General features: G+C 63.1%; 21 protein-coding genes and 1 pseudogene. 11 read left to right on the forward strand and 11 right to left on the reverse strand.

From position 1 onward, the window contains the following. The first annotated feature begins 3 nt into the window (after window positions 1–3). Window positions 4–1260: a Zn-dependent hydrolase gene (locus AC2YJX_RS06400; protein ID WP_487255585.1), complete on the forward strand. Its 1257-nt coding sequence runs from the start codon at window positions 4–6 to the stop codon at window positions 1258–1260. A 79-nt stretch (window positions 1261–1339) separates the two neighbouring features. Here AC2YJX_RS06400 and AC2YJX_RS06405 read toward each other — a convergent pair whose 3' ends face one another. The 4 genes and pseudogenes from AC2YJX_RS06405 to AC2YJX_RS06420 form a co-directional block, all read right to left on the reverse strand. After that, entirely contained in the window at window positions 1340–2377 is a 1038-nt protein-coding gene (locus AC2YJX_RS06405) for a bifunctional nicotinamide-nucleotide adenylyltransferase/Nudix hydroxylase (protein ID WP_487255586.1), read from the reverse strand. A 108-nt stretch (window positions 2378–2485) separates the two neighbouring features. Beyond that, entirely contained in the window at window positions 2486–4186 is a 1701-nt protein-coding gene (locus AC2YJX_RS06410) for an NAD+ synthase (protein ID WP_487255587.1), read from the reverse strand. A gap of 231 nt (window positions 4187–4417) precedes the next feature. Continuing rightward, the gene (locus AC2YJX_RS06415) at window positions 4418–5440 is read right to left on the reverse strand and encodes a DUF4917 family protein (protein ID WP_487255588.1); all 1023 of its coding nucleotides are present in this window, start codon (window positions 5438–5440) and stop codon (window positions 4418–4420) included. A 55-nt stretch (window positions 5441–5495) separates the two neighbouring features. Continuing rightward, window positions 5496–5738: pseudogene (locus AC2YJX_RS06420) on the reverse strand (cysteine hydrolase); the annotation flags it as partial. 164 nt (window positions 5739–5902) lie between these two features. On the opposite strand from AC2YJX_RS06420, the gene AC2YJX_RS06425 reads away from it, so the two are divergent. Together AC2YJX_RS06425 and AC2YJX_RS06430 are read left to right on the forward strand one after the other, a co-directional pair. Further along, complete coding sequence (locus tag AC2YJX_RS06425) at window positions 5903–6574, forward strand: NUDIX hydrolase (RefSeq protein ID WP_487255589.1); 672 nt, start codon at window positions 5903–5905, stop codon at window positions 6572–6574. Between the two features lie 159 nt (window positions 6575–6733). Further along, complete coding sequence (locus AC2YJX_RS06430) at window positions 6734–7975, forward strand: diguanylate cyclase (RefSeq protein WP_228898826.1); 1242 nt, start codon at window positions 6734–6736, stop codon at window positions 7973–7975. Between the two features lie 34 nt (window positions 7976–8009). Here the strand turns inward: AC2YJX_RS06430 and AC2YJX_RS06435 are convergent, their stop codons facing one another. The 3 genes from AC2YJX_RS06435 to metK form a co-directional block, all read right to left on the reverse strand. After that, window positions 8010–8468 (reverse strand): hemerythrin domain-containing protein, encoded by a 459-nt coding sequence (locus tag AC2YJX_RS06435; protein WP_487255590.1) that lies wholly within the window; start codon window positions 8466–8468, stop codon window positions 8010–8012. 47 nt (window positions 8469–8515) lie between these two features. Then, window positions 8516–8701 carry a DUF1328 domain-containing protein gene (locus tag AC2YJX_RS06440; protein WP_055399302.1) on the reverse strand — a complete coding sequence of 62 codons (186 nt, stop codon included), beginning with the start codon at window positions 8699–8701 and terminating at the stop codon, window positions 8516–8518. A gap of 285 nt (window positions 8702–8986) precedes the next feature. Continuing rightward, entirely contained in the window at window positions 8987–10168 is a 1182-nt protein-coding gene (gene metK, locus AC2YJX_RS06445; RefSeq protein ID WP_056060126.1) for a methionine adenosyltransferase, read from the reverse strand. A gap of 132 nt (window positions 10169–10300) precedes the next feature. On the opposite strand from metK, the gene AC2YJX_RS06450 reads away from it, so the two are divergent. Both AC2YJX_RS06450 and AC2YJX_RS06455 read left to right on the forward strand, forming a co-directional pair. After that, window positions 10301–11155 carry a lysophospholipid acyltransferase family protein gene (locus AC2YJX_RS06450; protein ID WP_487255591.1) on the forward strand — a complete coding sequence of 285 codons (855 nt, stop codon included), beginning with the start codon at window positions 10301–10303 and terminating at the stop codon, window positions 11153–11155. Then, the gene (locus AC2YJX_RS06455) at window positions 11152–12021 is read left to right on the forward strand and encodes a lysophospholipid acyltransferase family protein (protein ID WP_055399296.1); all 870 of its coding nucleotides are present in this window, start codon (window positions 11152–11154) and stop codon (window positions 12019–12021) included. Before AC2YJX_RS06450 ends, AC2YJX_RS06455 begins: the two co-directional genes overlap by 4 nt. A 52-nt stretch (window positions 12022–12073) precedes the next feature. Here AC2YJX_RS06455 and AC2YJX_RS06460 read toward each other — a convergent pair whose 3' ends face one another. Beyond that, window positions 12074–12979 carry an alpha/beta fold hydrolase gene (locus AC2YJX_RS06460; RefSeq protein ID WP_487255592.1) on the reverse strand — a complete coding sequence of 302 codons (906 nt, stop codon included), beginning with the start codon at window positions 12977–12979 and terminating at the stop codon, window positions 12074–12076. 50 nt (window positions 12980–13029) lie between these two features. Continuing rightward, on the reverse strand, window positions 13030–13779 hold the full coding sequence (gene yihA, locus AC2YJX_RS06465) for a ribosome biogenesis GTP-binding protein YihA/YsxC (RefSeq protein WP_121422409.1): 750 nt from the start codon (window positions 13777–13779) through the stop codon (window positions 13030–13032). Between the two features lie 72 nt (window positions 13780–13851). On the opposite strand from yihA, the gene AC2YJX_RS06470 reads away from it, so the two are divergent. The 5 genes from AC2YJX_RS06470 to AC2YJX_RS06490 all read left to right on the forward strand — a co-directional run bounded on the left by AC2YJX_RS06470 (window position 13852) and on the right by AC2YJX_RS06490 (window position 20010). Then, window positions 13852–14481, forward strand: coding sequence for a c-type cytochrome (locus AC2YJX_RS06470; RefSeq protein ID WP_055399289.1), 630 nt, complete (start codon window positions 13852–13854; stop codon window positions 14479–14481). Between the two features lie 159 nt (window positions 14482–14640). Further along, the gene (locus AC2YJX_RS06475; protein WP_487255593.1) at window positions 14641–16794 is read left to right on the forward strand and encodes a cytochrome c biogenesis protein ResB; all 2154 of its coding nucleotides are present in this window, start codon (window positions 14641–14643) and stop codon (window positions 16792–16794) included. Then, on the forward strand, window positions 16791–18140 hold the full coding sequence (gene ccsB / locus AC2YJX_RS06480) for a c-type cytochrome biogenesis protein CcsB (RefSeq protein ID WP_121507460.1): 1350 nt from the start codon (window positions 16791–16793) through the stop codon (window positions 18138–18140). Before AC2YJX_RS06475 ends, ccsB begins: the two co-directional genes overlap by 4 nt. Window positions 18141–18285: 145 nt before the next feature. Further along, window positions 18286–19290, forward strand: coding sequence for a protein-methionine-sulfoxide reductase catalytic subunit MsrP (gene msrP / locus AC2YJX_RS06485; protein WP_055399284.1), 1005 nt, complete (start codon window positions 18286–18288; stop codon window positions 19288–19290). 66 nt (window positions 19291–19356) lie between these two features. Continuing rightward, entirely contained in the window at window positions 19357–20010 is a 654-nt protein-coding gene (locus tag AC2YJX_RS06490) for a protein-methionine-sulfoxide reductase heme-binding subunit MsrQ (protein ID WP_121507459.1), read from the forward strand. A 100-nt stretch (window positions 20011–20110) separates the two neighbouring features. On the opposite strand, the gene AC2YJX_RS06495 is transcribed toward AC2YJX_RS06490, so the two are convergent. Both AC2YJX_RS06495 and lptM read right to left on the reverse strand, forming a co-directional pair. Continuing rightward, the gene (locus AC2YJX_RS06495) at window positions 20111–20929 is read right to left on the reverse strand and encodes an oxygen-binding di-iron domain-containing protein (RefSeq protein ID WP_218298730.1); all 819 of its coding nucleotides are present in this window, start codon (window positions 20927–20929) and stop codon (window positions 20111–20113) included. Window positions 20930–21053: 124 nt separating this feature from the next. After that, the gene (gene lptM / locus AC2YJX_RS06500) at window positions 21054–21263 is read right to left on the reverse strand and encodes an LPS translocon maturation chaperone LptM (protein ID WP_228898816.1); all 210 of its coding nucleotides are present in this window, start codon (window positions 21261–21263) and stop codon (window positions 21054–21056) included. 12 nt (window positions 21264–21275) lie between these two features. On the opposite strand from lptM, the gene cyaY reads away from it, so the two are divergent. Further along, window positions 21276–21605, forward strand: a complete 330-nt coding sequence (gene cyaY, locus AC2YJX_RS06505) for an iron donor protein CyaY (RefSeq protein WP_055399280.1) — start codon at window positions 21276–21278, stop codon at window positions 21603–21605. Window positions 21606–21634: the final 29 nt, after the last annotated feature.

Here is a 21634-nt window from a genome sequence, read left to right on the forward strand (position 1 = left end):
ACCATGAACCCCTCCGCAAAGACCGACATCGAAACCCTGCGCATCAACGGAGACCGCCTGTGGTCGTCGCTCATGGAGCTGGCGCAGATCGGCGCCACCCCCAAGGGCGGCGTGTGCCGCTTGACCCTCACCGACCTGGACAAGCAGGGCCGTGACCTCGTGACCCGCTGGGCGCGCGAAGCGGGCATGACTGTCACCATCGACAAGATCGGCAACGGCTTCATGCGCCGCCCCGGGCGCAACAACAACCTGCCCCCCATCATGACCGGCAGCCACATCGACACCCAGCCCACCGGCGGCAAGTTCGACGGCAACTACGGTGTGCTCGCGGGCATCGAGGTCGTGCGAACGCTGAATGACCACGGCATCGAGACCGAGGCCCCCATCGAAGTCGCCTTCTGGACCAACGAAGAAGGCAGCCGTTTCGTGCCCGTGATGATGGGCTCCGGCGTGTTCGCCAAAGCCTTCACGCTGGAGCACGCCTACGCCGCCACCGACACCGAAGGCAAGACGGTGAAGGGCGAACTCGAGCGCATCGGCTACATCGGAGACCAGGAGCCCGGCGACCACCCCATCGGCGCCTATTTTGAAACCCACATCGAACAAGGCCCCGTGCTGGAAGACAACGACAAGACCATCGGCGTGGTCAGCGGCGTGCTCGGCATTCGCTGGTTCGACTGCACCGTGACCGGCATGGAAGCCCACGCAGGCCCCACGCCCATGGCCCTGCGCAAGGACGCGATGCTGGCCGCCACACGCATCATGCAAGACGTAGTCGCTGCCGCCCACCGCCACCCGCCGCACGGGCGCGGCACCGTGGGCATGGTGCAGGTGTTCCCCAACAGCCGCAACGTGATTCCGGGCCGGGTCAAGTTCAGCATCGACCTGCGCAACAGCACCGATGCGCTGGTGGACGCCATGGCCGCTGAGGTCAAGGCCTTCGCCGACCAGGTGGCCAAGGAGCACGGTGTGCAGGTGCACATCGAGATGGTGTCGAGCTATCCCGCGCAACTCTTCCAGCCCGAGTGTGTGGAGGCCGTGGGCCGCGCCGCAGCCAAGCTGGGCTACAGCCACATGCCCGCTGTCTCGGGTGCGGGGCACGACGCGGTCTACATGGCCAAGCTGGCGCCCAGCGGCATGATCTTCATCCCCTGCAAGGACGGCATCAGCCACAACGAGATCGAGGATGCGAAACCCGAGCACATCGAGGCCGGGTGCAACGTGCTGCTGCATGCCATGCTGGAGAGGGCTGGGACTTGATGCTATTCAAATAATAGCTTTATGCGCTTATTGGATAAGCGCTAGAGGCTGTTCTTGCTTGAAGTCTGGCTGCACGTTGTCAGTGCAGCTCCGTCAGCCCCAGAAAGTGGTTCAGCATGTGGAAGTGGTCTTCAAAGAACTCTTCTTCCATCCCCGCCAGCTGGTCGATGCGTGTCCACTGCACCAGCATCGCGTCGTCATCGGCCTGCACCAGCGGAAACGGCGCGTCCCCCAGGTCGAAGTAGTGCGCATGCGTGATGGTGCGGCCGCGCTGGCTGCGGTCGGGGTGGTCGAACACGGCCACGGACTGCAGCGCGGCGCGCATGGTGGCCTCGGGCAGGTGGCAGTGGGTTTCTTCCACCAGTTCGCGCAGGCAGGACTGCCACACCGTTTCGCGCTGTTCGATGAAGCCACCGGGCACGGCCAGCTGGCCCTTGCCGGGTGCGTGTGCGCGGCGGATCAGCAGCACATGGTCCTGGCAGCGCAGCACCGCGTCCACCGTCACGAAGACGGGTGGGTAGGGTGCGGCGGCCCAGGCCTGGCGGTAGCCGCGCAGCATCTGCCACTCCTGCTGCAGCGCCAGGTAGTGCGGGGTCTGCGCAAACTCGGTCAGCGTGGCCAGGGTGCTGGCAGGCATCTGGTCGGCCAGGGGGGCGAGAGCAGACTGCACCGTGTCGGGTGTGGCGCCAAACCAGGCGTCGCGGATGGCGGTGGCGTCGATGGGGCCCTGGCGCTCCACATGGATCAGCTCCCAGCCCGGGAACGCGCTCAGGTAGCCGCTGGTGGCGTCCTTGAAGTGGCCCACCAGACCGATCCGCGCACCGGGTGTCGTCAGCCGCGCCACGCCCTGGCGCACGGCCTGCACCCAGACCGCCTCGTTGTAGTAGTCGCGCATGGGCAGGACCACCATGCGGCTGCGGTCGACCTCGGGCAACGCATTGCGCAGCATGGCCTCGCGCTCTGGCCAGGTGAAGGGGTTCTTGGGCGAGCGCGCCTGCCAGGCCGAGCCCACCACCACGATGACCTGCTGCGCGCTGTCGAGCGCGCGCTGCAGCAGCGCCATGTGGCCGTTGTGCACGGGTTCAAAACGCCCGATGTAGATGGCGGTATCGACCATGTGTCTCCAGTCGTTATCGGGTGATTTTTAAGTGTTTTTGGTCGCTAGCGCTTATCTGTAAAGCGCTAGCAGCTATCTTTTTGGTAGTAATTTTACCCTGGAGCCGTATTACACATACCGCGCAGCAATAGGCATCTGCCGCCCACTGCCAAAGGCCCGTGCCCGCACGCGCACGATGGGCGGGGCCTGACGGCGCTTGTATTCGTTGCGCGCCACCATCATGCGCACGCGTTGCACCAGGGCGCGGCCCGCGTCGTCGGTTTGCAGCTGGGCGACAAAATTCTGGGCCGACGCGTGCTCCGCGGCAGAAAGGCGGTCGCCTTCGATGAGCAGCTTGAGCACTTCGTCGAGCACGGGGTAGGGTGGCAGGCTGTCCACATCGCGCTGGCCGGGTGCCAGTTCGGCCGAGGGTTCCTTGTCGATGATGGCCTGCGGGATCAGCGCGCGCCCGGCGTGTTCGTTGACGTGGCGTGAAAGGGCAAACACCTCTGTCTTGTAGAGGTCGCCAATCAAGCCCAGGCCGCCGTTGGTGTCCCCATACAGCGTGCAGTAGCCCACCGAGATTTCGCTCTTGTTGCCCGTGGTGAGCAGCAGGTGGCCGAAGGCGTTGGAGTACTCCATCAGCACCGTTCCGCGAATGCGCGCCTGCAGATTTTCGAGCGGCAGGCCTTGCAGCGGTTGGCCAAAGCTGGCCTCGAACTGCTGCGCATAGCCCGCCACCAGCTCGGCAATCGGGTGGGTGAAGAGCCGCACGCCGAGGTTGTTGCACAACGCCACCGAATCATCGACCGAGCCGCTGCTGGAGTAGCGCGAGGGCATGGTGATGCCGACCACGTTGTCCGCACCCAGCGCTTCCACGGCCAAGGCGAGCGTCAGCGCGCTGTCGATGCCGCCCGAGCTGCCCACCACCACCTGCGTAAAGCCGCAGCGCCGTGCGTAGTCACGCAGGCCCAGCACGATCTGCTGGCGGTAGAAGTCCATGGTGGGCAGACCCTGTGCGGGCACGGGGGCGGGGCGTGCGCCTTCCGCGCTCAGAAAATGCCCGTTGTCGAACTGCAGCGTGCACACGTCTTCCACAAACCGCTGCGCTTCAAAGACGACACCCGCATCGGGCTCGGCCGCGAACGATGCGCCGTCGTACACCACCTGGTCGTGCCCACCGATCTGATTCACGTACAGGATCGGCAGGCCGTGGCGGCGCGCGGCGTCGGCAAAGATCTGGTGGCGCTGCTCGCGTTTTCCAGTGTGGCTGGGACTGGCGTTGATGCTCACCACCAGGTCGGGCGCGGCGTCGCGCATGCGCTCGAAAGGGTTGGTGGCGTAGTCGGCGCCGTGGTCGTTCCAGCCGTCTTCGCAGATCAGCAGGCCCACCTGCGTGCTGCCGATGCGCAGCACCTTGGCCACGTCTGGTCCGGGCTCGAAGTGGCGGCGCTCGTCAAAGATGTTGTAGGTGGGCAGCAGCTGCTTGGCGTATTGCAGGCGCACAGCCCCGCCTTGCAGCACCAGCAGGCTGTTGTGCAAGCGCTTGCCGGGGCCGTGCGCGGGTGTGGGCGCGCCCAACACCCAGTGCAGCTGGGGTAATTCAGCAGAGGCCTGTTGTAACGCGGAGATACCGGCTTCGATGCGTTGCTGAAAGCCGGTTTCCTCCAGCATGTCGCCGGGGTAGTAGCCGCACAGCGACAGCTCGCTGAACACGATGATGTTGGCCTGTTCGCGCGCCGCCTGCTGCGCGGCGGCCACCATGCGGGCCACGTTGCCTTCGATGTCACCGACGGTGAAGTTGAGTTGGGCGATGGTGATGCGGAGCATGGTGTGTCTTTTCCCGTGGCTGTCATAAGAAGATCAACTTGCGTCCTTCGTCAGGTTGACGGCTTCTTGCTGGGACCAAATAGATGTCTTCGTCACGTGGCGTCCCGCCGTAGCGATTTGAATGGAGCGGCTGGTTGTAGAAGTCGTCAACCTATTCGTGCCACAGATTTTTCAAATGTCTTTCGCTTTTTTGGGAAAGTTGATCTCCAACATTGGGCGATCTCATGGCTGTCACTTTCCCCATACCTTGGCACTACCAGCATCAAAGTAACTCACATTGAGCGGATTCCTCGCACTTCGACTATTTGTGAGCTCTGCCGCTCGACGCATGATGAATTTGTTAGAGGCTAAGTTCGGGTCCCCGTACAACCCCACATATAGCTGCGATAGCTTTCCCTTTTTGATGCACCGCAGATAGTGGTCGTCGTTCTCTGCAAGTGAATGACCGTAGATGAACAATGCGCCTTTGATGGAGCTAAAGCTCCGATAGGCCTTCGCTAAATAGTCGTTGTGTCTAATGCGTTCGTACTTCTCCGCGCTTGTTCCTTCCGATACAAAAAGCGGAAAGTAGTTTTTGTGCAGGGCATCTCGTATCTGATCAATCAGGCGAATTCCTGTGTTTCGCCATGTGTATTTTTGGATTTCAATCCCTGCGTCGAATACATGCAACGCACCATGAAGGAACCACATGTTTTGCTCGTGGCTCTGGCTTGGTTCCCACACGACATAGGCGGAGTCAAAGGCGTCCTCGGGTTTTCGGAAGCCGTCATCTGATGTTGGCTCAGCGCCTTCCTCTGTATGCATCTGCACCCAGTAGAGCAGAAGGTCGTAGTTGAGTGTGTAGATGTTGTCGAAGTTGCGTAGAAAACTTCTGCAGGATTGGTACTCATCTTCAGAAAGGTCTCCGGGCCAGGATGGGTGTGTCGCCGCAATGGTTTGCACCAGCAATTCCCGGAGTCCGTCAGCATCCGCAGCCAAGGCTGCTGCAAGTGCTGGTGGACCCCCATAGGCGGTCGTTATTGCACTCGCGTCGCGCAAAGCTTTAATGACCTTCTCAAAGTCCTGCGTACCTAGCGCCGCAAAAGCATGTTTTGCAGTTGGAGAGATTGTCGAAAAATCGGCTTGCTCGAATAGCTTGCCGTAGGCAAATATATGTGGCCTACATGCGATGCTGAAGCCGTTACCGAGCATGAGATGTTTGGTGCTGAACGACTGTGCTTCCTGAAGCGCTTCTGAGAATGTGAGGAGGGTCATGTTTTGCCTTTGCTTGTGATGGTTGGCGCCTGACTTAAACCGAACCGGCCTACTAGAAACCGGGATGGGCGATGTCGAAGCGCTGTTGGTAGTCAAGCGTGACCGTGGTTCCGTCGAGCGGCACTCCGTGCGCGTGAATGAAGGCGGCCAGGCGCTGCATGTCGGCATGGGCACCCGGCACGGGCAGTGTGGGGGCGGTGTGCTGGCCGGTGAGCGCATCCACAGGCTGCCATGCGGCAGGCAGGTCGCAAAAGTCGTTTTGCGGGTCAATCACCAGCAGCTGGATGTTGCGGGGCATGGTCTTCTCCTGGGTTGTTGGATGCAGTGTAATCATGTTAGTAAAAAAAATAAACTAACTGAGTTGAAAGCACTTGTTTCGTAGTGGTCTCAAAGAATTTGCGCTAGGGAATGTGGTTCGCGATCTGGGTGCCGGTTTGTTCATGCTTGTGACAAACTCGGCGCATGACCGAATCCGCTTTGCCCACTGTGATCTGTACCGTCGATGTGGTGTTGCTGACCTTGCAGCAAGGGGCGTTGCAAGTGGCCCTGTTGCGCCGTGAGCGCGCGCCGTTTGCCGGGGCTCTGGCGCTGCCGGGTGGCTACATCCATGCGCAAGAAGATGTCGATGCCCAGGCCAGCGCGGCCCGGGTGCTGCGCGACAAGGCGGGCTTGCAGAGCCCGTACCTGGAGCAGTTGGCCACCTTCTCCGGCCCGGTGCGCGACCCCCGGGGCTGGTCGCTGGCCGTCGCTTACTGTGCCCTGGTGCCGCCTGAGGTGCTGGAGCAGGCACCGCTAACGCTGGTACCCCTGGCCGAATTGCCTGCGCTGCCTTTTGACCACCGTGCCATGGTCGATGCCGCCGTGGCCCGCGTGCGCAGCAAAAGCCAGTATTCGTCCATGCCCGTGCACCTGTGCGCCGAGCCGTTCACGCTGCCGCAGCTGCAGGCTGTGTACGAGGCGGTGCTGGGCGAGCCGGTCAACAAAGTGAGTTTTCGCCGCAAGATGGACGAGTTGGCCATGCTGGAGCCGGTGCCGGGAGCACTGCAAGGCGGCGGCGCCCACCGGCCCGCGCAGCTGTACCGGGTGCGCCCGGCCTACCGGCGCAATCTGTCGCTGAGCGCGCGCGGGCTGTAGCGCGGGCTTAGCGCACAAACTATTGGACCGCCGCACGGAAATCTGGCACAAACGCAAACTTTGTGTCCCACGAACGGTGGGTGCGTCGCGCGGGCCAGGATGGCTGCCGTTGCACCACCAACAACAAGCCGGCACAACGCTGGCACCTAAGGGAAATCCATGTCTTTGCGGCTCAAATTCAACCTGGTGCTGGCGGCCGTGCTGCTGGTGGCAGCGGCGGGGGCAGGAGTCTATGTACACCGCTTTCTGCAGCAGTCGGCCATCGAGGAGGTGCAGCACAACTCGCAGATCATGATGCACGCGGCCATGGCGATCCGCGACTACACGACAGAGCTGGTCAAGCCCCACCTGGACGTGACGCTGGCCGAGAAATTCCTGCCACAGACGGTGCCTGCCTATGCGGCCACCGAAACCCTGCGCCGCCTGCAGAACCGGTTTCCGGGCTATGAGTACAAGGAGGCGGTGCTCAACCCCACCAACCTGCGCGACCGTGCCAACGAGTGGGAGGAACGCATCATCGGCGACTTCCGCGAAGGCCGGGCCGACCTCAAGAAAGAGGTCACCGGCGAGGTGGGCGAGGGCATGCACCGCGCCATGTACGTGGCCCGCCCCATCACCATCAAGCAGGCGCAATGCATGGCCTGTCACAGCACACCGGCCGTGGCGCCGCCCACCATGCTCAAGGTCTATGGCGACAAGAACGGCTTTGGCTGGGGCATGAACGAGACGGTGGGCATCCAGGTGGTGAAGGTGCCGATGTATTTCCCGCTGGAGAAGGCGCGTCAGACCTTCAACACGGTGATGGCGGCGCTGGTGGGTAGTTTTGTGCTGCTTTTCGTCGGGCTCAACCTGTCGCTGTCGTCGCTGGTGATTGAGCCCATGGCGCGGCTCAACCGCAAGCTGGAAGACCTGGCCACCAAGGACTTCCTGACGGACCTGGTCAACCGCCGCCGCTTCTTTGAGAGGCTGGAGACCGAGATGGCCGACACCCGCATCAAGAAGGGCAGTCTGTCGGTGGTGATGTTTGACATCGACTTTTTCAAACGCATCAACGATACCTTTGGGCATGACTCGGGCGATGTGGTGCTCAAGAGCACGGCGCTGCGCGTGCGCGAACTTCTGCGGTCGTCCGACTGCGCTGCGCGTTTCGGGGGCGAGGAGTTCATCATCCTGCTCAAGGAAACCCCGGTGGATGCCGCCATGGCCATGGCCGAGGCGGTGCGCGCGCGCATTGCAGGCGTGCCGTTCGACGCGGTGGGCCATGTCAGCGCCAGTTTTGGCGTGGCCACCTGGGACCACAAGGAAGACAGCCACGCCCTGATCAAGCGCGCGGACACGGCGCTGTACAAGGCCAAGTCCAGCGGTCGCAACTGCGTGGTGCAGGCCGAAGAGTCCGTATGACCCCTTGCGTGTCTCCGGGCAGAGCCCGGCACGCTCAGGCCATGGCGGCCTTGGCCTCCTCATAGTCAGCCCGGTAGTCCGCCGCCAGCGCGGTTTTTTGCTTCTCCGTCAGCAGCTTGCCAGCCATCTGGAAGAAGCGGTGTTCTTCTTCCTTGAGGTGGTGTTCCACCTTCTCCGCCAGTTTCTTGGCCAGCGGCAGCCAGCTGGGGGTGGCCGGATCTGCCTCTTCCAGTGACTCCAGCAGTTCATCGAGCTGGTGGTGCTCTGAAATGGCGTGGCGGGACAGGTCGATGCCCGCGTCGTGCGCCATCAGCGGAATATAAAAATGCCGTTCCTCAGCCCGCTCATGGGCCGTCAGTTCCTGCTTGAGCTGGTCAAACAGCTCGCGCCGCTCAGGGGTGTCTCCGCTGGTGTCGGTGAGTGCGGTGTACAGCGCTCGTTGGCGGTCGTGGCTCTCGCGCAGGGCTTCAAAAATATTGGTGGTGTCGGTCATGGTGCGGCTGTGTGGGGAATGTGGGGCTGTGACAAAGGTGCGGTGGGTTACTTGAGTACCTTGCGCGCGGCGCCCACGCCGATGACGGCCAGCACCACAAACACCACGGCAATCACCAGGAACAGCACAAACAGCACCTTGGCGATGCCCGCCGCGCCTGCGGCGACTCCGCTGAATCCCAGGGCACCGGCGACCAGGGAGATCAGGGCAAAAATGATGGCGTACTTCAGCATGGTGGTCGCTCCTTGCAGTGGATGTTCAGGCAGCGCGGGGCTGCGAAAGGGTGTGCAGGAACGATACCGAGGGGCCGTCGGCAGCGCCGTCAGTGCGGGCGGGCGGTGGGTGTAGGAGAGGGCCGCTGGCGGGCGGTGGTGAAGCGTCAAAAGAAAAGCCGCAACGCGGAGCGTTGCGGCTTTGGAGGTGGGACGGCTCTGACGGTCTTTTGGTCTGCGCTCACATCGCTGACGCGATATGAGCTTCGCCCGCAGACCGAAAACCGCGCTATCGCGCGGCGGGCTTTACAGCCCGGCTGCAGCGCGCAGCGCAGCAGCTTTATCGGTCTTCTCCCAGCTGAATTCGGGCTCTTCGCGGCCGAAGTGGCCGTAGGCTGCGGTCTTCTCATAGATCGGGCGCAGCAGGTCCAGCATCTGGATGATGCCCTTGGGGCGCAGGTCGAAATGCTCACGCACCAGCGCTGCCAGACGCTCGTCCGACACCACGCCCGTGCCTTCTGTGTAGACCGTGATGTTCATGGGCTCGGCCACGCCGATGGCATACGCCACCTGGATCTGGCACTGGCGCGCCAGGCCTGCGGCCACGATGTTCTTGGCCACATAGCGGGCAGCGTAGGCTGCCGAGCGGTCCACCTTCGTTGGGTCCTTGCCGCTGAAGGCGCCGCCGCCGTGGGGGCAGGCACCGCCGTAGGTGTCCACGATGATCTTGCGGCCGGTCAGGCCACAGTCGCCTTGCGGGCCGCCGATGACAAAACGGCCCGTGGGGTTGATCAGGTAGCGGGTGTTTTGCAGCCATTCCTTGGGCAGCACGGGCTTGATGATCTCTTCGATGATGGCTTCGGTGAACGAAGCCTTCATCTTGGTTTGCGTTTCGCTCTGGTCGGGGTGGTGCTGGGTGGAGAGCACCACGGTGTCGATGCTGTGGGGCTTGCCGTCCACGTAGCGCATCGTCACTTGCGACTTGGCATCGGGGCGCAGGAACGGCAGGCGGCCGTCCTTGCGCAGCTGGGCCTGGCGCTCGACGAGGCGGTGCGCGTAGTAGATGGGCGCGGGCATCAGCTCGGGCGTTTCGTCGCAGGCGTAGCCGAACATCAGGCCCTGGTCGCCGGCGCCGGTGTTCAGGTGGTCGTCGCTCGCGTGGTCCACGCCCTGGGCGATGTCGTTGGACTGCTTGTCATAGGCCACGAGCACGGCGCAACCCTTGTAGTCGATGCCGTAGTCGGTGTTGTCGTATCCGATGCGCTTGATGGTGTCGCGCGCCACCTGGATGTAGTCCACGTGGGCGTTGGTGGTGATTTCGCCCGCCAGCACGACGAGGCCGGTGTTGGTCAGCGTTTCGGCCGCCACGCGGCTGCGGGGGTCTTGCTTGAAGATTGCATCGAGAATCGCGTCCGAGATCTGATCGGCCACCTTGTCGGGGTGGCCTTCGGAGACGGATTCCGAGGTAAAGAGAAAGTCGTTCGCCATTTGAATAAACTCCTGTGTTCCGGCATTTGGGGCGTTGCCCTCACCCCGAAGGAGATCTGGCGAACGCTTTAGCAGATTTTTTTAACGTCGCCCTGCAAGTTGCTCATTTAACTCAGCGACCCCGTCATTTTAATGCCAGTCGTCTTTCGATTCTTTTCCGTATTTCCACTGTGGTTGCTGCACATCATGGGCGCGGCCATGGGGTGGATTGCGTTTTGTGCGTCGCCCACGTACCGGCGTCGCTTTCTGGCCAATTCGGCCCTGGCAGGGTATTCGCTCGGCGACGTGCGTGCCTCTGTGGCCCATGCCGGCCGCATGGTGGCCGAGCTGCCGCGCCTCTGGCTGGGGGCGCCACTGCCCTGCCGCATCGAAGGCGAGGCCTGTGTGGAGCAGGCGTATGCGGCCGGGCGCGGCATTTTGTACCTCACGCCGCACCAGGGGTGCTTCGAGCTGTCGGCCCAGGCGGCGGCCCGGCGCTGGAGCGCGGAGCGCGGCCCCATCACCGTGCTGTACCGCCCCGCGCGCCAGGCCTGGCTGGCCAAGGTGATGGAGACCGCGCGCAACCGGCCCGGCATGCTGGCCGTGCCCACCACACTGGCGGGTGTGCGCCAGATGATCAAGGCCCTGCGGCGGGGTGAGGCCGTGGGGCTGCTGCCCGACCAGGTCCCGCCGGACGGGCAGGGCCTTTGGGCGCCGTTTTTTGGCCGCGATGCCTACACCATGACCCTGGCCGTGCGCCTGGCGCAGCAGACGGGTGCTGCCGTTGTGCTGGTGCGCTGCGAGCGGCTGCCCTGGGGCCGTGGTTTTGTCACCCATTTCGAGCCGCTGGCGCAACCGCTGTCGGACCAGTTGGACGTTGCCGTTGTGCAGATCAACCAGGCCATGGAACACCTTATCCGCCAGTGCCCCGAGCAATACCTGTGGGGCTATGCCCGCTACAAGCAGCCGCGCGCCGAGGCATCGCCTGCTGCGGGAGCTGCCGTATGACGGGCCGCCTGGGTGTGTGGTTCATGCGGGTGCTGGCGCACCTGCCGCTGCCCGTGCTGCGCGGCATGGGGTGGCTGCTGGGGCAGGTGGCCTTTGTGCTGGTGGCGCCCCGGCGCAAGGTGGCGCTGCGCAACCTGGAGTTGTGTTTTCCGGACTGGACCGAGGCGCGCCGCCGCGCCGTGGCGCGCGCCAGTTTTGTGGTGTTCTGCCAGACCTGGCTGGACCGCAGCTGGCTCTGGGCCGCGCCCCGCGAGGTGGTCGAGCGGCGCGTGCAACTCAGAGGTGCCGTACACGAGCTCGACGGCGACACGCCCACCATCCTGTTTGCCCCGCACTTCTATGGCATGGACGCGGGTGGCCTGGCGCTGCCGCTGCATTCGGGCCGAGCGTTCACGTCCATTTTTGCCACCCATCCCGATCCGGCGGTGGACGGCTGGTTCATGGCCGGGCGCCAGCGTTTTGGCGACGTGCGCATGCTCAACCGCTCGGACGGCGTCAAACCCATCATCGCCAACCTGCGCAAGGGCGGCCTGCTATACCTGCTGCCCGACATGGACTACGGGCGCAATGATTCGGTGTTTGTGCCGTTCTACGGCGTGACGGCGGCCACCATCCCGTCGCTGTCGCGGTTTGCGCGGCTGGGGCGGGCCAAGGTGGTGGGCGTGTATTCGCGCATGACGCCCACAGGCTACGTGGCCGAGGTCTCGCCCGCCTGGGCGAACTACCCCACCGACGATGCCGAGGCCGACACCCTGCGCATGAACCACGAGCTGCAGGCCGTCATCAACACCATGCCCGAGCAGTACTACTGGGTGCACAAGCGTTTCAAGACACGGCCCGAAGGCGAACCGTCTTTTTACGCCTGAAAATTTGAGTCAAATCAGCATCTGGCGCCTATCTGTCAAGCGCTGGTAGCTATCATTTTGATTGCAAAAATCGCTGCAGTTCCAGGGCCACGCGCTCAGGGTGCTCGTGCACGATCCAGTGCGAGGCCTTCTCCACCTGCCGCAGCTGCAGCTGCGGCACCCAGCCCGGCAGGCCGTCGAGCAGGCCGGGCAGCAGGGCCGGGTCGTCCATGCCCCACAGGACCAGCGTGGGCACCGTCACCGTCAACATGGATTCGGGCAGGGTGATGGCCTGCGCGCCCGGGTCACCCTCGCGGGGTGGGCGCAGGGGGCTGGCGCGGTAGTAGTTGCAGGCACCCGTCAGGCCCTGCTGCCACAGCGCGCGGTACTGGGCGCGCACGCTCTCGGTCAGCCACGTGGGGGCGCTGCCGTCTGGGGCGTTGAAAAATGCGAACAGGCGGCGAAAGTCGTCCTCGGCCAGCAGGGCTTCGGCATCAGGCCTGCACAGGAAGTGCATGTACTGGCTGCCCGCCTGCTGCGCAGCGTTGTGTGCCAACTCTCGCACAAAGGCGCCAGGGTGGGGGGAGTTGATGATGGCCAGCCGCTTCATGAGCTGCGGCTGCTGATTGGCCAGGTTCCAGGCCACGGCGCCGCCCCAGTCGTGCGCCACCAGGCATTCCAGCGCGCCGCCGGGGCATTCGTGGGCAATCAGCGCCACCAGGTCCTGCACCAGATGCTTGGCACGGTAGGCATCCACTTCGGCGGGGCTGCTGGAGGGGCCAAACCCGCGCAGGTAGGGCGCCACGCAGTGGTAGCCACCGTTTTCGGGGCGGGAAAAGTGCAGCAGCAGCTCATCCCAGATGAAGGCACCCTCTGGGAAGCCGTGCAAAAACAGCAGCACAGGGCGGCCCGCCACGCCGCTTACGCGGCAGTGCAGGGTGGTTCCGTGGGGCAGGGGAGCGGAGACGGTCTGGATCATGGCGCTATGCATTTAATAGCTAATAGCGCTTGATGGATAAGCGCTAGGGCCTAATTTGACTGAATATCCTCAGAATCACCGAGCTCTGGGGGCTCAACGGCGGGGGCAGGGGCTGCGTCGCCCGAGGCTTGCACCGGGTGCGCCCACTGCCACAGCAGCTGTGCCACCTCGTCCACGCCTTGTTTCTTGAGGGCCGAGAACATCATCACCTCTCCGCCGGCTGCGTTCAGTCGCGTAATCGACAGGATCTTGGCTTGCTCCGAGCGTGTGAGCTTGTCCGCCTTGGTGAGCACGATCAGGAATTTCAGGCCTTCTTCGACCCGTGGTCGCAGCACTTCAAGCAAGGCCTCGTCCAGCTCGGTCAATCCCAGCCGGGGGTCACACAGCAAGACGATGCCGGTGAGTCCAGGGCGGCTCACCAGGTAATTGACCATCACCTGCTGCCAACGCACCTTGTCGGACCTCGACACCTTCGCGTAGCCGTAGCCGGGCAGATCGGCCAGCACCGCATCGGTCGCGCCGTGCTTGCCCAGTGAGAAAAGGTTGATGTGCTGCGTGCGCCCGGGCCGTTTGGAGGCGAAGGCCAGCTGCTTTTGCTGCGTGAGCGTGTTGATGCACGTGGATTTGCCCGCGTTGGAGCGGCCCACAAAAGCGATCTCGGGCACATGGATGGGCGGCAGGTGGTGCAGCTGGGCGGCCGTGGTCAGGAACCTGGCGGTGTGCATCCAGCCCATGGCGATCTTGGCGTCGGGAGCGGGCGGAAGGGAGCCAGCAACTGGCGCGGTGGAAGAGGTCGTCATGGAATATTGGGAGGCTTGGGAGCCTCATTGTAGAATCGCGAGGTTTTGCGCACATAAACACAGACCCTCGATATGAAGTTGCTCGCCTCTTTGCTGACGGCTGCCGCACTGGCAGCACCTGTTTTTTCGGCCTATGCGGCGGGCGATGCCCCCAAAGCGGCCAAGCCGGATCTCGTCAAAGGCGAGGCCAGCTACACCGCAGTGTGTGCTGCCTGCCATGGCGCCGATGGCAATTCGGCCATTGCGGCCAACCCCAAGCTGTCGCAGCAACACCCCGAATACCTGGTCAAGCAGTTGCAGGAATTCAAGTCCGGCAAGCGCAACAACGCCATCATGAAGGGTTTCGCCACCGCGCTGTCGGACGAGGACATGAAGAACATTTCGTACTGGGTGGCTTCCAAGGCGGCCAAACCCGGTTTCGCCAAGGACAAGAACCTGGTCTCCCTGGGGGAGCGCATCTACCGTGGCGGCATCGCCGACCGCCAGATCGCTGCCTGCGCTGGCTGCCACAGCCCCAATGGCGCAGGCATCCCTGCCCAGTACCCCCGCCTGTCGGGTCAGCACGCTGACTACACCGTGGCCCAGCTCAACACCTTCCGCGATGGCTCGCGTGCCAACAGCACCCAGATGACGCAGGTGGCGGCCAAGCTGAACGACAAGGAAATCAAGGCCGTGGCGGACTACATCGCTGGCCTGCGCTGATTGACTTGATTTTCGTCAATCTTGTGGCCCGCTAGACCGGGTTGCACGGAACCTACCGCCAATAACAATCCCAAAACGGGCGGGCCCATCGCACAGATGGTCCCGCCCTTTTTCTTTCCTTCTCTCGCGCCTCCTCGCCGTCTCCTTTCTTTTTCATCCATGTCCGATAACACCCAAGGCCTTCGCATCCAGTCTGGTTCCCAGGCCTGGCGCGCCGGGATCGAGCTGCTGTCCTCCATGCGGTTCGCGATCTCGCTGCTGACGGTGATCTGCATTGCCTCGGTGATCGGCACGGTGCTCAAGCAGCACGAGCCAGCGGTCAACTACGTCAACCAGTTCGGTCCTTTCTGGGCGGAGTTGTTTGGCGCCATCCAGCTCAATGCGGTCTACAGCGCCTGGTGGTTCTTGCTGATCCTGGCGTTTCTGGTGATCAGTACATCGCTGTGCATCGCCCGCAACACGCCCAAGATCCTCATTGACCTCAAGGTCTACAAGGAAAACATCCGCGAACAAAGCCTGAAAGCCTTTCACCACAAGGCCGAGGCAACGCTTAGCGGTTCTGCCGAGGTCGAGGCTCGCCGCATTGGCACCCTGCTGGCCGGTGGCGGATGGAAGGTGCGCCTGCAGCAGCGCGACACCACCGCTGGCCCCGGCACCGGCTGGATGGTGGCGGCCAAGGCGGGTGCTGCCAACAAGCTGGGCTACATCGCCGCGCACAGTGCCATCGTGCTGGTGTGTGTGGGCGGTCTGCTGGACGGCGATCTCATCGTGCGCGCCCAGATGTTGCTGGGGGGCAAGACACCGTATCAGGGCGGCGGCCTGATTGCCGATGTGAAGCCCGAGCACCGGCTTTCCGAGCGCAACCCCACCTTTCGGGGCAACCTGCTGGTGGCTGAGGGCACACAATCGAGCACGGCCATCCTGAATCAGTCCGACGGCGTGCTGCTGCAGGACCTGCCGTTTGCCATCGAGCTCAAGAAGTTCATCGTGGAGCACTACTCCACCGGCATGCCCAAGCTGTTTGCCAGCGAGATCATCATCCACGACAAGGCCACGGGCGAGAAGACGCCCGCGCGTGTGGAGGTGAACCACCCGGCCAGCTACAAAGGCATCGAGATCTACCAGTCGAGTTTTGACGACGGCGGCTCGCACCTTAAGCTGCGCGGCGTGCCCATGGTGGCAGGCGCCAAGCCCATTGAGGTCGAAGGAGTGGTCGGCAATTCCACCCAGCTGACCAACAACGGCGGCGGCCCTGGCAGCGAGACGCTGACGCTGGAGTTCACAGCACTGCGTACCATCAATGTCGAGAACTTCGGGGCTGCAGGCCCCGGTGGCAGTGGTGTGGATGTGCGCAAGGTGGACCTGCGCGAGTCGGTGGAATCCCGCCTGGGCGCTGCCAACAAGACCGTCACCAAAAAAGAACTGCGCAACGTGGGCCCGAGCGTGAGTTACAAGCTTCGGGACGCAGCGGGCCAGGCGCGTGAGTTCCACAACTACATGCTGCCTGTGGACACGGGCGACGGCGTGCCGGTGTTTCTGCTGGGCGTGCGCGAAACCCCTGCAGAGCCATTCCGGTACCTGCGGGTGCCAGCCGATGACAAGGGCAGCATGGACGGTTTCGTTCGCATGAAGGCCACCCTGGCCGACCCCGCGGCGCGCGAGCAGGCCGTGCGCCGCTATGTGGCGCAGGCCATCGACACCTCGCGCCCGGATCTGGCCGAGCAGCTGCAGCAGTCTGCACTGCGGGCCTTGGCCCTCTTCGCAGGCCAGGGTATGGTCGATGGCAAGCCCACTGGTGGCCTGCAGGCTGTGTCCGACTTCATGGAGGCCAACGTGCCCGAGGCCGAGCGCGCGCGGGCGGGTGAGGTGCTGGTGCGCATTTTGAACGGCACGCTGTTCGAGGTGGCGCAGTTGTCGCGCCAGCGTGCGGGCCTGCCGCCGCTTCCGCAGGACGACCAGACGCAGGGCTTCATGACGCAGGCCGTGCTCTCGCTCAGCGACGCGCAGATCTACCCCGCACCGCTGGCGTTTGAACTCAAGGACTTCACCCAGGTACAGGCCAGTGTTTTCCAGGTGGCGCGAGCCCCTGGCAAGAATGTTGTCTATCTGGGATGTGCCTTGCTGATCCTGGGCGTTTTTGCCATGCTCTACGTGCGCGAACGGCGCGTCTGGGTCTGGGTGGCGCCGCAGGACGGGCGTACCCAGGCCACCATGGCCCTGTCCACCAACCGCAAGACCATGGACGGCGACCAGGAGTTTGTCCAGCTCGCACAAAAACTGATCGGGGCATCGCCCCGCGAAGGCACCGCATGAATACCGCGACTTCTTCCTCCACGGCCACCACGATCACCCTGAACGAGGGTTTTTTTGCCCGCCGCAACTGGTTCGACTGGCTGTTTGCCGCCATCGTGGCCGTGGGCGGGCTGTATGCGTTGCAGCGCTACGGCGCCTTCATGGACGTCTACGAGAAAGGTATTTTGCTGGGTGCCATTCCGTGCACGATCTGGCTGGGCTGGTTCTGGCGCCCCTTGCGCGCGCTGATGCTGATCGTGGCTGCGGTGGCGCTGTTGGCCATCGGCCTGTACCAGCAAGACGGTGCGGGTAGTCTGGCGCGGGCCGATACGGTGTTCGGCCTCAAGTATTTCCTGTCGAGCCAATCTGCCATCCTGTGGATGAGCATGCTGTTCTTCATGAGCACCATCTTTTACTGGGTGGGCATGTTCTCCCGCGGCGAGGGCCGCACCATGAGCATGCTGGGCTCGCGCATTGCCTGGGTGGCCGTGGCCATGGCGCTCATCGGCACGCTGGTGCGCTGGTACGAAAGCTACCTCATCGGCCCGGACATCGGCCACATTCCTGTGAGTAATTTGTACGAGGTGTTCGTGCTGTTCTGCTGGATGACGGCGGCGTTCTACCTGTATTACGAACAGCAGTACGACACGCGTGCACTGGGCGGGTTCGTGATGTTGGTAGTCAGTGCCGCCGTGGGCTTCCTGCTCTGGTACACCGTGGTGCGCGAAGCGCACGAGATCCAGCCCCTGGTGCCTGCCCTCAAGAGCTGGTGGATGAAGCTGCATGTGCCCGCCAACTTCATCGGCTACGGCACGTTTGCGCTGGCCGCCATGGTGGCCTTTGCCTACCTCATCAAGCAGCAGGCCACCGAAACCCGCTGGTACAAGCTGGCGCCGCTGTGGCTGCTGGGCGTGGTGCTGTGTTTCGAGCCCATCGTGTTCCGTCAAGGCGCGACCGAGAACGGTGGCAGCTACTGGATGGTGTACTTCGGCATTTCGGCTTTCATCGTGGCTGGCATCCTGCTGGGCCGCAAGCGCATCGCGGCGCGCCTCCCCTCGTTTGAGATCCTGGACGACGTGATGTACAAGTCCATCGCCGTGGGCTTTGCGTTCTTCACCATTGCTACCGTGCTCGGCGCGCTGTGGGCGGCCGAGGCCTGGGGCGGCTACTGGAGCTGGGACCCGAAGGAAACCTGGGCGCTGATCGTCTGGCTCAACTACGCCGCCTGGCTGCACATGCGACTGATGAAGGGGCTGCGCGGCACCGTGTCGGCCTGGTGGGCGCTGGTGGGCCTGGCGGTGACCACGTTCGCGTTTCTGGGGGTGAACATGTTCCTGAGCGGTTTGCACAGCTACGGCACGCTGTGATGGGGTGAGGGCTCAGTCGGGCATCGGGGTGGGGCCGACAACTATTGCGTCTTCGGTGTAACCTGCGTGGTCTAGGGAACGAACTAACAGTTGTGCTGCTCTACTGCTGCAGCTGTTTCCACCAGACCATGACCGGAGCCTCTCCATGCTGATCCCTTCGCGCGATTCGGGTTTCAACCACCCCCACTCCTCCGAAATCACACCCCGCGCGGTCTACGAAGACCGGCGCCAGATGCTCAAGCTCATGGCGGGCGGCGCTGCAGGTGCCGCGATGGCGGCCTGGGCAGGCCGCGAGGCGCTGGCGCAGCAGGCGCAGGTGGTGCGGCCCAACAAGCTGGCTGCGCTGGCGGGTGCCAAGTCCACCGTGGCGGGTGCGGTCACGATGGAAAAGCTCACTGACTACAAAGACGCGAGCACCTACAACAACTTCTACGAATTCGGCACCGACAAGGCCGACCCCGCGCGCAACGCCCACACACTCAAAACCACGCCCTGGACGGTGGAAGTGGAAGGCCTGGTCAAGAAGCCGGGTAAATACGGCATCGAAGACCTGATCAAGCTCAGCGCGCAGGAAGAGCGCATCTACCGTCTGCGCTGCGTGGAAGGCTGGTCCATGGTCATCCCCTGGGTGGGTTATTCGCTGGCCGAACTGATCAAGCGCGTGGAGCCCCAGGGCAGCGCCAAGTATGTGGAATTTGTGACGCTGGCCGACAAGGCAACCATGCCTTTTGTCGGATCGCGCGTGCTCGACTGGCCCTATGTGGAAGGCCTGCGCATGGACGAGGCAATGAACCCTCTCACACTGCTGGCTTTTGGCATGTATGGCGAAGTGCTGCCCAACCAGAACGGGGCGCCTGTTCGCCTGGTGGTGCCGTGGAAGTACGGCTTCAAGAGCGCCAAAAGCATTGTCAAGATCCGCTTTGTCGAGAAAGAACCCGGCACGGCATGGAACAAGGCGGCCAAGCAGGAATACGGCTTTTACTCAAACGTGAACCCTGAGGTGGACCACCCTCGCTGGAGCCAGGCCACCGAGCGACGCATTGGCGAAGATGGCCTGTTTGCCAAAAAGCGCAAGACGCTCATGTTCAACGGCTATGAAGCCCAGGTGGGGCAGCTGTACGCGGGCATGGACCTCAAGAAGTTCTACTGATCTTCATTCGCCTTTTTTCTCCGCTTGACGTGTAGGTAAAGCGGCAGAAGAGGGGCGCGGATCACCATGCGCAAACTCTTCCTCCATTCTGCCGCCAAGCCCGTGGTCTTTGCACTGTGCCTGCTTCCGTTGGCGTGGCTGGTCTACGCTGCGGCGGCCAATCAGCTGGGCGCCAATCCGGCCGAGGCCCTGATCCGCGCCACGGGTGACTGGACGCTGCGCGCGCTCTGTCTGGTGCTGGCCGTTACGCCGCTGCGCGTGGTGACTTCCACGCCCCAGCTTGCGCGCTTTCGGCGCATGCTGGGCCTGTTCGTGTTTTTCTACGGCCTGCTGCACCTGCTGAGCTACGCCTGGTTCGACATGGGTTTTGATGGGACCGACATCGTGCGCGACATCATCAAGCGGCCTTTCATCCTGGTCGGGTCTCTGGCGCTGCTGGTGCTCACGCTGCTTGCCGCCACATCGTTCAACCGCGCGATCAAGGCTTTGGGCGCAAAGCGCTGGCAGGCGCTGCACCGCAGCGTATACGCAGTGGCGGGCCTGGCCATCCTGCACTTCTTCTGGATGCGCGCTGGCAAGAATGATTTTGGCGAGGTGGCGGTGTATGCGGCGGTTTTGTCAGCTTTGCTGGGCTGGCGGCTGTGGCACCGGCTGCGCAAGCGTCGGCCAACCCAGGGTACGGCGGGGGCCAAGGCATCCCAAGCCGCCCGCACGTCATAGCGCTGTGCTTGTGGAATTATTTGCTATATAAATAATAGCTGCTGGCGCTTGATGGTAAAGCGCCAGCAGCAAATTTAGCCTGAAATTCCAAGACCTGTGGCTACCGCGCCGGTGCCGCGCGCATCTGCCGGGTCACAGGATCGATGTAACCGGTGGGAATCTGGTACGCCCGATCGTCAAACAGGTCGATGCCACACATGAGGTTCTCGATCCAGCTGAAGAAATCGCTGATCGCCTGCTTGCCCATGATGGGCGCGCCGTGCTGTGGCACCAGCATGGCGATATCCAGTTGCCGTGCCATGCGGACCCACAGCCGCAGGATCTTGTTGGACACCATATAGCGGCGGTGAAATCCCTCCATGCGCGGGATGTGAGCCTGGAGGTCGGTCACCGGCACACGAGCCTCGGCGCCCGACATCATCGACACCCCCAGGTCGCCGGTGAACAGGATGCGGCTGACCGGGTCGTAGAAGTGAAAGTTGCCCTCGGAGTGCATGAAGTGCGCAGGCAGCAGCACCAGTTCATGGCGGCCCAGGGGCAGATGCCCGCCACTGTCGGGCACACCGATGACGCGATTTTCCGTCTTGCCTACCTTGGTGAAGTGGGGCGCAAAACGTTCCCAGACGCGTGAGATCACCAGGTCGGCCTTGGTGCTGGTCATCCAGCGATCCAGCGAGGCAATGATGTCTGGGTCTGCATGCGAAGCGATCAGGTACGACAGCTTGTGCGGTGGGAAGTGCTTGGTCATCCCCATGAACAGCTCGTTGAAGGCCAGGTTGCCACCGGGGTCGATGATGGCGCCGGTGTCGTCGTCCACGATCAGAAACTGGTTGGCCTGAACGGCCTGACCGTCTTCTTCGATGAGGTCGGTGAACATCAGACAAGCATGGTTCTTGTCGCGGTAGAGTTCGAGGGCCATGGCCATCCTGCGGTGCAATAAAGCACGAACTGTACGATTGACCCTCTGAGACGTCCTTGATAGAAATCAAGTGCCTTGGTGGTATTGGTGGCCAGAACCGTTGTACCGGTCCTTCTGCCGCTATTCAGCGCGGCGCTGACGCTGCGGCTGCGGGGGGCTGCGCAGGGCTGGCGGTACCGACGCCGGGGGTCAAGGTCTGGGGCAGGGTCGCACGCTGCGCAGCTGCCGGACTGCTGGGCAAATACAGGGGGCCCCGTTGACCGCAACCTGCAAGGGCTGCCGCACTGGCAGCAAGGACAAGCGTCCTGACTAGAATTTGGGAAGCTTTCAACATGCGCAAATTGTAATGACCGACCTCGAATTCATGGACCACGCCGAAAAACTGCTGCTTGCCGTCGAGCGCAGCTGCGATCGCATCAACGATGCGACCGATGCCGATGTGGACGCCCAGCGCTCCGGGGGCATGGTGACATTGACGTTCCCCAACCGCAGCCAGATCGTCATCAATCTGCAAAAACCTCTGCACGAGGTGTGGATGGCCGCGCGGTCCGGTGGTTACCACTACCGGTTTGACGGCCAAGCCTGGCAGGACACCAAAGGAGCAGGCGAGTTCTTTGACTGCCTGAGCCGCGACGCAGCCGCCCAAGCGGGTTTGCCACTGCAGTTTTCAGCTTGAGCCACCCTCCTGGGTGGCGCACGTCTCTC

It is taken from the genome of Acidovorax sp. SRI_002 (genome assembly GCF_057586455.1).